The organism is Agromyces soli (genome assembly GCF_022811605.1).
Taxonomy (GTDB): domain Bacteria; phylum Actinomycetota; class Actinomycetes; order Actinomycetales; family Microbacteriaceae; genus Agromyces; species Agromyces soli.
Genome location: NZ_CP094533.1, coordinates 802,391 through 814,807, shown reverse-complemented (window position 1 = coordinate 814,807; position 12,417 = coordinate 802,391). Strand labels below are relative to the sequence as shown.

Sequence of the window (12,417 nt, the reverse complement as noted above, 5' to 3'; positions counted from 1 at the left end):
CGACAACTCCGGCGGTGAGAGGTCGAGCGGAACCCCTCGCCTCGGCGAATATCTCGCCTGGCTAATGAGTAGCTTAGCGAGATTCGTCTCGCCTGGCTAGAATCTCGATATGGCAGATGAGCGGGAGCGCAGCCGGCGCGTCGAGTCGGCGATGCACGATCCGCGCATCGTCGACCGCGACGAGGAGCTCGTCGACCGCAGCGGCCTCGCCGACGAGGAGGTCGACCAGGTGGTCCGCGTCATGCAGGCCCTCCGCGGCTGGCACGCCGCCGCCGAGCGCATGAGCGAGGCCTCCCGCCGCTACATGCAGCTCAACCAGACCGACATGCGGGCCATCCGCTTCCTCATCGCCGCGCGCAACCAGGGGATCGTCGTGACGCCAGGTGCGCTCGCCGAGCACCTCGGCATCTCCAGCGCGTCGACCACGAAACTGCTCGACCGGCTCGAGCGCGGCGGCCACGTCACCCGCTCGCCGCATCCGAGCGACCGCCGCGCCCTCGCGATCGCCGTCACCGAGCACACCCGGCACGACGCCCGCGAGACCGTCGGCCGCCAGCACGCCCGCCGCTTCGCCGCCGCAGCGGCGCTGGCGCCGGGGGAGCGCGAGGTCGTCATCCGGTTCCTCGACGCGCTCGCCGCCACCGGGCAGGACTGAGCCACCCGGAATTCCGCGCCGCCCGGCGGAGCGAGGGCCTCCCTTTTGGACCTTCCGGAGGAAAGGGGGAGACTGGGGGTATGTCTTCCCCCGCTGCCGAAGGGGCAGCCGACGAGCTCCGTCATGCGTCCGAACCCGAGCAGTCGCCCGAGGGCTACACGCTCTTCGCCGTGCTCCGGAAGGACCCGGCGCGCCCAGACGACCTCGACGGGCGCGATGTGCCGCGCTTCGTCGGCGAGCTCGACGGCGTGATCGCGCTCGTCGAGAACGAGGGCGTCACGGTGCGCGGGCTCTACGACGTCTCCGGCCTCCGCGCCGACGCGGACGTCATGATCTGGCTGCACGGCCCGACGGCCGAGGGCCTGCAGTGGGCGCTCCGCGAGCTGAAGCGCAGCCGCCTGCTGCGCGCGCTGCTGCCGACGTGGAACGCCATGGGCGTGCACCGCGACGCCGAGTTCAACAAGGCGCACGTGCCCGGCTTCCTGCGCGGCATCGAGCCCAAGGGCTGGATGACGATCTACCCCTTCGTGCGCAGCTACGAGTGGTATCTGCTCGACCCCGCCGAGCGCTCCCGCATGCTCGCCGAGCACGGCCGCAAGGGCGCCTCGTTCCGCGGCGCGATCGCGAACACCGTGAGCGCATTCGCCCTCGGCGACTACGAGTGGCTGCTGCCGATCGAGTCCGACGAGCTCACCGAGCTCGTCGACCTCATGCGCGAGCTGCGCGCCACCGACGCCCGCATGCACGTGCGCGAAGAGGTCCCCTTCTACACCGGTCGACGGATCTCGACCGCCGAGCTCGTGGAGGTGCTGCAGTAATGGCCGCGACGAACCTTGGCTCGACCGGAGCCGCAGCGCCCGAGCGCGAGTCCGCCCGCGGCCGCAAGCCGGCCCCCGCCGCCGAGGCGTACTGCGCCTCGGGCGCGTGCGTGCCCGGCGCGACCGAGCCCGCCCAGTCGGGCCCCGAGCACGTCACCGAGCCGGTCGCCTACGACGCGATCCTGCTGGCCGGCTTCGGCGGGCCCGAGGGGCAGGACGACGTCATCCCCTTCCTGCGGAACGTCACGAGCGGCCGGGGCATCCCCGACGAGCGCCTCGAAGAGGTCGCGCACCACTACCGCCACTTCGACGGCATCAGCCCCATCAACCAGCAGAACCGCGAGCTGAAGGCCGCCCTCGAGGCGGAGCTCGCCCGGCGCGGCGTCGAGCTGCCGGTGATCTGGGGCAACCGCAACTGGGACCCGTACCTCAACGACGCGCTGAACCAGGCGAACGAGCGCGGCTTCACCAAGCTCATCGCGATCGCCACGAGCGCGTACAGCTCGTACTCCAGCTGCCGCCAGTACCGCGAGGACTTCGCCGACGCGCTCGCCGACACCGGCCTCGCCGAGACGGTGCAGATCGACAAGGTGCGCCAGTTCTTCGACCACCCCGGCTTCGTGCAGCCGTTCATCGAGGGCGTGCGCGACGGGCTCGCCGAGCTCGAGCGCCGGGTGCCCGGTCTCGACCGCACGAACGGCATCGAGGTGCTCTTCGCGACCCATTCGATCCCGTCCACCGACGCGGCCAAGTCCGGCCCGGCCGAGCGCGGCTTCGGCGAGGGCGGCGCCTACGCGGCGCAGCACCGGGCCGTGGCCGAGGTCGTCATGCGCGAGGCCGGCACGAGCGACGTGCCGTGGCAGCTCGTCTACCAGTCCCGCTCCGGCCCCCCGTCGATGCCGTGGCTCGAGCCCGACATCAACGACGCCATCGCCGAGCTGCCCGGCGTGGGGCGCAAGGCCGTCGTCATCGTGCCGCTCGGCTTCGTGAGCGACCACATGGAGGTGCTCTGGGACCTCGACAACGAGGCGCTCGAGAGCTGCGAGGAGCACGGGCTCGAGGCGGTCCGCGTGCCGACGCCCGGCACGCACCCCGCCTACGTCGCGGGCCTCGTCGACCTCGTGCTCGAGCGCGTCAACGGCACGCCGACCGAGGAGCGCCCGGCGATGACCGAGCTCGGCCCCTGGTACGACGTGTGCCGCCCGGGCTGCTGCGAGAACGTCCGCCTCGGCTTCCGCCCCGCACTCGCCGGGATCGCGCCGTGACCGAACTCATCCGCGTCGGCACCCGGGGCAGCGCCCTGGCCGTGGCCCAGACCCGCTGGATCGCCGAGCGCATCGCGAAGGCCGCCGGCGGTGCCGAGATCGAACTGGTCGAGGTCACCACGCACGGCGACACCTCGCGCGCCTCGCTCAGCGAGATCGGCGGCGAGGGCGTCTTCGCCGCGGCCCTCCGCGAATCGCTGCTCGCCGGAGACTGCGACGTCGTCGTGCACTCCCTGAAGGATCTCCCGACGGCCGAGCACGAGGGGCTGCGCCTCGGCGCGGTGCCGAAGCGCGCCGACCCGCGCGACGCGCTCTGCGCCCGCGACGGCCTGACCCTCGCCGAGCTGCCCGAGGGCGCCCGCGTCGGCACCGGCTCGCCGCGCCGCATCGCGCAGCTGCGCTCGGTGCGCCCCGACCTCGAGGTCGTCGACCTCCGCGGCAACGTCGACACCCGCCTCGGCAAGGTGGCGAGCGGCGAGCTCGACGCCGTCGTGCTGGCCGCCGCGGGGCTCGGCCGACTGGGCCGGCTCGAGGCGGCGACCGAGCTGCTCGAGCTCTCCGACTGGCCGACCGCGCCCGGCCAGGGCGCGCTCGCCGTCGAGGTCCGCCGCGAGCGCGGCGAGCGGGTGCTGGAGCGCGCGCTCGAGGGCGTCGACCACCGTTCGACCCGGGCCACGGTGCTCGCCGAACGGCTCGTGCTCGCCGGGCTCGAGGCCGGCTGCTCCGCGCCGATCGCCGCGAACGCCTTCATCGAGGACGAACTTCTCTTCCTCACGGCCACCGTGTACAGTGCCGACGGGGCGCGCAAGCTGACGAGTTCTCACGCTGCGACCCCCGAAAGCCGCTCGACCGCCGACCTGGCCGAGGCGGCCGGCGACGTCGCCGAGCGCGTCGTCGCCGAACTCCTCGGCAACGGTGCCGCAGACCTGGCAGCACTCGAGGAGCCGCGGTGAGCGAATTCGAACCGATGACGGGCACGATCAACGTGTCCGTCTCGGGCGACGGCAAACCACTCGCCGGCTGGCGCGTGCTCGTGCCCCGCGGCGGCCCCTGGGGCGACGCGGTCGCCGCGGCGCTCCGCTCGCGCGGGGCCACCCCCGTCATCGCCCCCATGATCAACTTCGCCCCGGCCGACGACCAGGCCGCCCTGGAGTCCGCGCTCGAGAAGCTCGGCCGCGGGGAGTTCGACTGGGTGACCCTCACGAGCGCGACCACGGTCGACGTGCTCTCCACCTACGGCGCAACCATCCCGGCGTCGACGAAGGTCGCGGCGGTCGGCGAGACCACCGCCGCGGCGCTCACCGCCGCCGGGTACCACGTCGACATCGTCCCCTCCGAGGAGAACTCGGCGCGCGGCCTGCTCGAGGAGTGGGAGGCCGCGACCGAGGGGCAGAAGGGCCTGCGCGTGCTCGCCCTCCGCTCGGCGATCGCGAAGCAGGTGCTCTCCGTCGGCCTGCAGCGCATCGGCCACCACGTCGAGGCGGTCGTCGCGTACCGCACCGTCGGCGTGCCGATCGCGGACAAGGTCGTCGACGACGTCCGCGCCGGCAACGTCAGCGCCGTGCTCGTCACCTCGGGCAGCGTCGCCGAGCAGGTGCAGCAGCAGCTCGGGCCGATCCCCGAGCAGACGCTCGTCGCGGCCATCGGGCCGCAGACGCAGCGGGACGCCGCGAAGCTCGGCCTGCGGGTCGACGTCGTCGCCGTCGAGCGCAGCGCCGAGTCGCTCATCGACGCGGTCGTGAACGCCGCGCTCGCCCGGGCGTAGCGGTCGCGCGCTCGGTCGGCGGACCGCAGGCGGCGACTGCCCGTAGTCTCGGCTCATGACTTCGAGCGGGCCCGGCGAGCGCACCCTCGACGACGACGACGGCGCGCGACGCACGCGTGCGGCCCGCATCGTGGGCATCGACTACGCGCGCTTCCTCGCGCTCGCCGGCATGATGGCGACCCACCTCTGGACGTGGCAGCCGGACGGCGGCACGCCCGCCCTCTCCGCCGCGCTGCAGGGCAAGGCGGCCGCGCTCTTCGCCGTGCTCGCCGGCGTCGGCATCGCGCTGTCCACCCGCCGAGCCGTCGCCGAGGGCCGGGCGGCGTCGGCGCGCTGGGCGGTGTTCGGCCGCGGGCTCGCCCTGCTCGTCATCGGGTTGACGCTCGGGCTCTTCCCGGGGAGCATCCTCGTCATCCTCGCCTACTACGCGCTGACGTTCTGGGCGATGATCCCGTTCCTGCGCGTGCCCAGCCGGGTGCTGCTGCCGATCGCGGTGGGCTGGGCGCTCGTCTGGCCGCCGCTGCTGCAGCTCGCGCGGGCCGAGCTCGTCGTGCCGTTCGAGGTCGGCAGCGCGAGCTGGCTCGACCTCGAGGACCCGCTGCGACTCGTGCGGGGCCTCCTCGTCACCGGCGTGTACCCGGTCGGCACCTGGCTCGTCTACACGATGGTCGGGCTCGTGGTCGGCCGCGCCGTGCTCGCCGTCGTCGCGGAACCCGCACGGCTGCGCGCCCTCGGCATCCGGCTCGCGGTGATCGGCGCGGGCCTCGCCGCCGTCGCCGTCTCGCTCAGCTGGCTGCTCGCGGTCGTGTTCGGCGGCCTCGAGCGCCTCGCCGAGGCCCAGCCCGAGCTCGGCGCGGCCGGCGTCGCCGAGCAGTTCCTCGCCGAGCAGTACGGCGGACCGCCCGGTGGGAGCCTCTGGTGGCTCGCCTCGCCCGCGCCGCACACGGGCACGAGCTTCGACCTCGCGATCACCTGCGGCACCTCGCTCCTCGCGCTCGGGCTCTGCCTCGCGCTCGGCGCGAGCCTCGGACCGCGGATGCGCCGCGTGCTCGCCCCGCTCGGGGCCGCGGGCGGCGCCCCGCTCACCGTCTACACGGCGCACGTGCTGGCCGCCGGGCTCGTGGACGCGCTCGCCTCGCTCGAGCCGTGGGACGACGGCATCCCCTGGCAGGTGTCGAGCCTCCAGCTGTGGCTGCTGCACATCGCGGGCGCGCTGCTCATCGGGCTCGTGCTCGCCCTCCTCGGCCGGCGCGGGCCGCTCGAGGCCGTCGTCGCCTGGGTCGCCCGCCGCTTCGCGCGGCTCGGGAGTCGTGCCCGCGGGGTGGGCTAATAGACGTAGTAGTACGCCTTCGCGCCGGGCTCCCCACCGAACACCTTGCCAACCTTGGACCAGTAGCCACCGCTCACATCTACAGAACGAAGACAATTCGTGTAGGCGCTGCAGGCGGTTGTGCGGTGCTTCTTCGACGTATCGGATACTCTTGGTATCCTGAACCTCGCCTGTCAAGCATCTGGAGCGGTTCATCGTCGGGCCATGTCGCAACAGTGCGGGGAGGAAGCCTTGATTGCAAGAGCGGTTCTCGTGGTATTGGCTGCGCTATTCCCGATAGCCCTGACTGGTTGCAGCGCAGGTATACCAACCGATGTCGAAGCGGCCCAGCTCCCTGACTTCGAGGGGCCGTGGGCTGCCGAATTCGCGTCTGCGTATGCGGAAGCCACCTCGCAGGATGCTCGCGACGCGCTCGAGGATGGTGCGATCACCGAGCTGGAGTTCGCCGAGATGGAGCAGCGCTACGGCGAGTGCCTCGAAGCCGCCGGAATCGAGTTCGGCGGGTTCAACGACGATTTCTCGCACGGCTTCAGCGTCCCGGAGCACTTGAAGTACGAGGACGCGGATGCCCTGCTGAACGAGTGTTCAGAGCAGACCGGAGAACGGCAGATCAGCTTTCTCTACAGCTCGATCGCTCAGAATCCGCAGAACGTGAATCCGGGCGAGCTGCAGGTGGCGTGTCTCATCGAGAAGGGGCTCGTGCCGGCGGACTACACGGTCGAGCAATGGGAGCAGGACGTGCCGAACCGCAGCTATCCGATCATCGAGTCACCGACGAGCGAGAAGGACGTCGCCGCGTGCGAGAGTGACCCGCTCGGCGCGTCGGTGGGCCCGTGAGGCTCAGCCTCATGCACTCCTTGAGCGGCGAGTAGGCCAGGGATGCGTGTTTCATCATCGCTCGGCCTCGGTGTCGTCTGCACCGTCAGCGCCCTGGCACTGGGGGCGTTCGGCGCTGCGCTCTATCTGGCCCCGGCCACGCCACCCGCCCTGGCGGATCCTACGGCCGTCAAGACCGTGCCGGTGGCGACGGTGCCGTTCGCCGATGAGCGGCCGGTCGAGCTGCAACTGACGTTCAACGCGCCGGTTCAGATCACCTCACCTGTCGATGGCGTCGTGACCGCATTCCGGTGCACGCCGAACGGCGCGCTCGACTCCTCTTCCAGCTCGTTGTCGATCGACGGGATGCCGCTTCTCACCATCGCGACACCGACGCCGCTGTGGCGTGATATCTCGCCGGGCGACACGGGCGCCGACGTCCAAGGCGTGCAAGACTTCCTCAACGGCCGCGGGGGCGAGCTGACCGCCGACGGGACCGCAGGCCTGCGAACGATTGCGGAGCTGGTGAGGCTCGCTCGTGCCGCGGGCCAGCCGGATCCGTCGACGACCACGGTTCAGCGGGCGGCGCTGCTTTGGATTCCATACGAGGGGGCCCCGGTCTCCAAGTGCTCCGCCGCCCTCGGCCAGGCGGTCGCAGCCGGCACCGAAGTCGCGACGGTTGCGGGCGGACTTCGCGGCGCCGATGTGGACCTTCGTGGTCAGGAACTCCTCCCGGGAGCACGCGAAATCAGCGTCTCGGGCGAGTCGTTCCCGCTGGACGAGGACAGCCGAATTCGTGATCCTGAGGCCCTGTCGCGGATCGTCGGCACGCCCGCGTACCGGGACGCGCTCGCCGACGGCGCGTCGAGCCTGAACGTGACGATGTCGTTGGTCGAACCCGTCGAAGCGGCGTCGGTGCCCCCGTCGGCGCTCGTGAACGTCGGTCCCGGCACGGGGTGCATCGTGGCGGCCGATCACAGCGCGGTCGCGGTGGAGATTCTCGGTTCGAAGCTTGGCCAGACACTGGTCCGTGCGATCAACGGCGAGCTCCCCGGCGAGGTCGACGTCCGGCCAGGGGACGACGTCACGTGCGGCTGACCGTCGATGCGGTGGGGCATCGCTTCGCCTCGGGCCCTTGGCTCTTCCGAGCTGTCTCCGTCACCCTTGAACCCGGACACGTGTACGCGCTGACCGGGCCTTCCGGATCGGGGAAGAGCACCCTGCTCGGGATTCTCGCCGACTGGATCCGCCCGACCGAAGGGGCCGTCGAACGAGACTCCATCGACCGGGTGACGTGGGTCTTCCAGAACCCCCACGGCGTGCCGAAACGGCGTGCGCTCGATCACGTCGCTCTGCCGCTCCTCGCACAAGGGCGAACGCCGCAGGAAGCCGACGAGATCGCACGTGGGCTGCTCAGCCGGTTCCGGCTCGAGCATCTCGCGGACCGGCGATTCAGGGAACTCTCCGGCGGAGAGGCGCAGCGACTGATGCTGGCTCGCGGAGTCGCTGCGAAACCTGATCTCTTCCTCATCGACGAACCGACCGCGCAGTTGGACCGTCTGAGCGGAGCAACGGTGAACGAGGTGCTCGCCGCGACAGCCCAGGAGCACAGCATCGTCGTGGTGGCCACCCACGACGCGCAGACGCGTGAGGCGTGCACCGACCACATCGACCTCGGTCACTTCGCCACCGAAACCACGGAGGCGTCGAGGACGGCGACGGCATGAGGCTCTCAGCTCTTGTCCGTGAAGCGTTCCGCAACCTCCGCTCGGGAACCACTCGCGTGGGTCTGCTCTTCGGCGTGTCCGCTGCGCTCATCTCGGGCCTGTGCGCAGCAGAGGTCACGACCGTCCTGGCGATCCTCGAGGCCTCGGAGCGGTACCGCGATTCCGGCGCTTCAGTATTGATCGTCACCGCGGAAGGCCAGATCTCCGGATCCCTCTGCGAGCAACTCGCCGACATCGATGGGGTGCGAGCCGCCGGGGCGATCCGAGAGGCGGACGAGAAGCTGATCGTACTCACTCTGCCGGATTCGCCGATCCCGTTGTACGAGGTGAGCCCGGGATTCCCATCGCTGCTCACTCGTCATGATCCGACCATCGGGGGTCTCACCCTGGGCGAAGACGCGGCGACCGCGCTCGCGGTCGGGCCCGGGGATTCGGTCGATTCCCTCCAGGGCGGTGCGATCGTCGCTGAGACGTATGCCTACCCAGTCGACGGGAGGCGAATCGGCTACTCGTTCGCAGCCCTCGAGCCGTCGAGCGACGAGCGGGCGTTCGACGAATGCTGGGTCGACGCGTGGCCTCCGCTCGACGGCCTCGACAACCTGCTGCTGACGGCGGTCCAGCCCTCCGCGGCGGAGTCTGGGGAGCCGCCGCAGTTGAGCAGGCTGAACGCCCGTATGGGCGACACGTTCGACGGGCCGAGCCGGTTCGCCGCTCGCCTGACCGGCTTCTCGGCACTGCTGGCGGGGACCCTCGGGTTCGCCGTCGGCTGGCTGTCGGTGCGGCTGCGCCGGCTCGAGCTCGCCTCCGCTCTGCACAGCGGTGTCCGGCGAGGGGCGTTGACGGGCATGCTCCTTCTTGAAGCGGCCTTCTGGATCGTCCCCGCGAGTCTGGTCGCACTCACCGTGAGCACGCTTGCGGCGAGCGCCGCGCCCGATGGACTCAGCATGCCCGTGCTCGTCCTGGGCCTCAGGATCCTCTACTGCGGAGCGGTCGCCGCGTTCGCGGGGACTGCCTGCGGCATGGCAACGGTGCGAGAGCGGCACCTGTTCCGCTACTTCAAAGATCGGTAGTCGGCCCGATCGGCTGCAGCCGTCGGCGCAGTCCCATCGCGAGGACGGGAACCCGGGGCCAGGCGACGTCCAGCCGGGCCCGCGTAGGCTTGACGGGTGAGCTCCGCGCCAGCCATCCGCCCCCGTCGTCTGCGGCAGAGTCCCGCGCTTCGCCGCCTCGTCTCCGAGACCCGGCTGCACCCCGCCGACCTCGTGCTGCCGATCTTCGTCCGCGAGGGCGTGTCCGAGGCCGTGCCGATCGCCTCGATGCCCGGCGTCGTGCAGCACTCCCTCGAGAGCGTCAAGGGCGCCGTCGCCGAGGCGGCCGCGGCCGGCGTCGGCGGCGTCATGCTGTTCGGCGTCCCCGAGACCCGCGACGCGATCGGCTCGGGCGCGACCGACGCCGACGGCATCCTGAACGTGGCGACCCGCATCGTGCGCGAAGAGGCCGGCGACGCGCTCGTCGTGCAGACCGACCTCTGCCTCGACGAGTTCACCGACCACGGCCACTGCGGCGTCCTCGACCCCTCCGGCGCCGTCGACAACGACGCCACCCTCGACCGCTACCGCGAGATGGCGCTCGTGCAGGCCGCCTCCGGCTCCCAGCTGCTCGGCCTCTCCGGCATGATGGACGGCCAGGTCGCCGCCGTGCGGCACACGCTCGACGCGGCCGGCTTCGCCGACACCGCGATCCTCGCCTACTCCGCGAAGTACGCCTCGGCGTTCTACGGGCCGTTCCGCGATGCCGTCGAGTCGACGCTCGAGGGCGACCGCCGCAGCTACCAGCTCGACCCCGGCAACCGTCGCGAGGGCCTGCGCGAGGCGACCATCGACATCGAGGAAGGCGCCGACGTCGTCATGGTGAAGCCCGCGGGCGGCTACCTCGACGTGCTCGCCGACGTCGCCGCCGTCTCGGAGGTGCCGGTCTGGGCGTACCAGGTGTCCGGCGAGTACGCGATGATCGAGGCCGCCGCCATGCACGGCTGGATCGACCGCCGCCGCGCGATCGTCGAGTCCGTGCGCTCCATCCGCCGTGCGGGCGCCGACGCGGTGCTCACCTACTGGGCGAGCGAGCTCGCCACCTGGATCCGGAACGGAGACGAGGGATGAGCGCCACCAACGCCGAGCTGTTCGCGCGCGCGCAGGCCGCGATCCCGGGCGGCGTGAACTCGCCCGTGCGCGCCTTCCGCTCCGTCGGCGGCACGCCCCGCTTCCTCGTCTCCGCCCGCGGGCCGTACGTCACCGACGCCGAGGGCCGCGACTACGTCGACCTCGTCGCCGGCTGGGGCCCCGCCATCCTCGGCCACGCCGACCCGCGCGTCGTCGAGGCGGTGCAGGCGGCCGCCGCCCGCGGTCTCTCCTTCGGCTCCTCGACCCCCGCCGAGACGGAGCTCGCCGAACTCGTCGAGGCCCGCGTCGCCCCCGTCGAGCAGCTGCGGCTCGTGTCCACCGGCACCGAGGCCACCATGAGCGCCATCCGCCTCGCCCGCGGGGCGACCGGCCGCGACGTGCTCGTGAAGTTCGCCGGGCACTACCACGGCCACTCCGACGGCCTGCTCGCCGAGGCCGGCTCCGGTCTGGCGACCTTCGCGCTGCCCGGCTCCGCGGGCGTGCCCGCCGACATCGCCGCGCTCACCCTGGTCGTGCCGTACAACGACCTCGACGCGCTCGCCGCGGTCTTCGCCGAGCACGGCGAGCGCATCGCCGCCGTCATCGTCGAGGCCTCCGCCGCGAACATGGGCGTCGTGCCGCCGCGACCGGGCTTCAACCGGGCGCTCGTGGAGCTCGCGCACGCGCACGGCGCGCTCGTCATCAGCGACGAGGTGCTCACCGGCTTCCGCGTCTCGGAGGCCGGCTGGTGGGGCCTCGAGGCGCGCACGGCCGACACCGCGTACACGCCCGACCTCATGACCTTCGGCAAGGTCATCGGAGGCGGGATGCCGGTGGCCGCCCTCGGCGGTCGCGCCGAGCTCATGCAGCAGCTCGCCCCGCTCGGCCCGGTCTACCAGGCGGGCACCCTCTCCGGGAACCCGGTCGCCGTCGCCGCGGGCATCGCCACGCTCCGTGCCGCCGACGCCGAGGTGTACGGGCGGCTCGACGCCACGGCCGCGACGATCTCTGCCGCCGTGTCCGAGGCGCTCGCCGCCGAGGGCGTCGCGCACGCCGTGCAGCGGGCCGGCAATCTGTTCAGCTTCGTCTTCGGCGAGGAGCTCGCGGCCGGCGCCCACGACTACGCGACCGTGCAGCGGCAGGAGGCGTGGCGCTACGCCCCGTTCTTCCACGCCATGCTCGACGCCGGGGTCTCCCTCCCGCCGAGCGTCTTCGAGGCGTGGTTCGTCACCGCCGCGCACGACGAGGCGGCGATCGGCCGCATCCTCGACGCGCTGCCCGCCGCGGCGCGCGCCGCGGCATCCGCCCGCCCCGCCTGAGCTGCGCCGCCACCCCCTCACACGACTCAGGAACGCCCCGCCCTGCCGGTGCGAGCCGCGAACCGGATGCCTCGGCGCCGGATTGTTCCTGAATTGTCAGGGGTGATCGGGCAGGATGGAGGGCATGGCGAAGCTCCGCGTGCACAGCGACCGCGTCGAGGTGCAGCTCACCCCGACCGAGAAGTCGCTCGCCCTGCGCGGCGACGACATCGTCGTGCAGCAGGGGGACATCCGCTCGGCCATCATCACCGACGACCCGTGGATCTGGATCCGGGGCATCCGCCGCCGGGGCACCGAGGTCCCGCTCGTCGTCGCGGTCGGCGTGTGGAAGTACCACGGCGGCAGCGACTTCGTCATCGTCAAGGGCAAGCGCCAGGCCGTCGTGCTCGAGCTGTCCGGCGGCGAGTTCGCCCGGCTCATCGTCTCCACGAACCACGCGGCGCAGCTCATCGAATCGCTGCGGCTCACCGCGGCCGCGTCCGACGAGGCGGAGCCCGCCGCACCGGGCGAGTAACCGCGGGTTCGTCACCCGAGCGCGGGTCATCTAGGATGACTCGCGGACG

General features: G+C 72.0%; 13 protein-coding genes. All 13 read left to right on the top strand.

The features are described from left to right. Positions 1-109 precede the first annotated feature (109 nt). The 13 genes from MTP13_RS03865 (at position 110) to MTP13_RS03805 (ending at position 12,368) form a co-directional block, all read left to right on the top strand. On the top strand, positions 110-655 hold the full coding sequence (locus MTP13_RS03865; RefSeq protein ID WP_243569770.1) for a MarR family winged helix-turn-helix transcriptional regulator: 546 nt from the start codon (positions 110-112) through the stop codon (positions 653-655). Between the two features lie 80 nt (positions 656-735). Next, positions 736-1,473: a hydrogen peroxide-dependent heme synthase gene (hemQ, locus tag MTP13_RS03860; RefSeq protein ID WP_243569769.1), complete on the top strand. Its 738-nt coding sequence runs from the start codon at positions 736-738 to the stop codon at positions 1,471-1,473. After that, entirely contained in the window at positions 1,473-2,738 is a 1,266-nt protein-coding gene (locus tag MTP13_RS03855; protein WP_243569768.1) for a ferrochelatase, read from the top strand. The genes hemQ and MTP13_RS03855 overlap by 1 nt, the downstream gene beginning before the upstream one ends. Further along, a complete protein-coding gene (gene hemC / locus MTP13_RS03850; RefSeq protein ID WP_189085192.1) occupies positions 2,735-3,691 on the top strand; it encodes a hydroxymethylbilane synthase in 957 nt (318 codons plus the stop codon). Before MTP13_RS03855 ends, hemC begins: the two co-directional genes overlap by 4 nt. A gap of 14 nt (positions 3,692-3,705) precedes the next feature. Continuing rightward, positions 3,706-4,503, top strand: a complete 798-nt coding sequence (locus MTP13_RS03845; protein WP_189085932.1) for a uroporphyrinogen-III synthase — start codon at positions 3,706-3,708, stop codon at positions 4,501-4,503. A 55-nt stretch (positions 4,504-4,558) separates the two neighbouring features. After that, a complete protein-coding gene (locus MTP13_RS03840; RefSeq protein ID WP_243569766.1) occupies positions 4,559-5,833 on the top strand; it encodes a DUF418 domain-containing protein in 1,275 nt (424 codons plus the stop codon). A gap of 204 nt (positions 5,834-6,037) precedes the next feature. Beyond that, the gene (locus tag MTP13_RS03835) at positions 6,038-6,670 is read left to right on the top strand and encodes a hypothetical protein (RefSeq protein ID WP_243569764.1); all 633 of its coding nucleotides are present in this window, start codon (positions 6,038-6,040) and stop codon (positions 6,668-6,670) included. Between the two features lie 42 nt (positions 6,671-6,712). Next, on the top strand, positions 6,713-7,747 hold the full coding sequence (locus MTP13_RS03830) for a hypothetical protein (protein ID WP_243569763.1): 1,035 nt from the start codon (positions 6,713-6,715) through the stop codon (positions 7,745-7,747). Further along, the gene (locus MTP13_RS03825; protein WP_243569761.1) at positions 7,738-8,376 is read left to right on the top strand and encodes an ATP-binding cassette domain-containing protein; all 639 of its coding nucleotides are present in this window, start codon (positions 7,738-7,740) and stop codon (positions 8,374-8,376) included. Before MTP13_RS03830 ends, MTP13_RS03825 begins: the two co-directional genes overlap by 10 nt. A 56-nt stretch (positions 8,377-8,432) precedes the next feature. Beyond that, positions 8,433-9,446: an FtsX-like permease family protein gene (locus MTP13_RS03820; protein WP_243569760.1), complete on the top strand. Its 1,014-nt coding sequence runs from the start codon at positions 8,433-8,435 to the stop codon at positions 9,444-9,446. Between the two features lie 96 nt (positions 9,447-9,542). Further along, the gene (gene hemB, locus MTP13_RS03815; RefSeq protein ID WP_243569759.1) at positions 9,543-10,535 is read left to right on the top strand and encodes a porphobilinogen synthase; all 993 of its coding nucleotides are present in this window, start codon (positions 9,543-9,545) and stop codon (positions 10,533-10,535) included. Beyond that, a complete protein-coding gene (gene hemL / locus MTP13_RS03810; protein ID WP_243569758.1) occupies positions 10,532-11,854 on the top strand; it encodes a glutamate-1-semialdehyde 2,1-aminomutase in 1,323 nt (440 codons plus the stop codon). The genes hemB and hemL overlap by 4 nt, the downstream gene beginning before the upstream one ends. Before the next feature lie 124 nt (positions 11,855-11,978). Then, a complete protein-coding gene (locus MTP13_RS03805) occupies positions 11,979-12,368 on the top strand; it encodes a hypothetical protein (RefSeq protein ID WP_243569756.1) in 390 nt (129 codons plus the stop codon). The last annotated feature ends 49 nt before the right edge of the window (positions 12,369-12,417 follow it).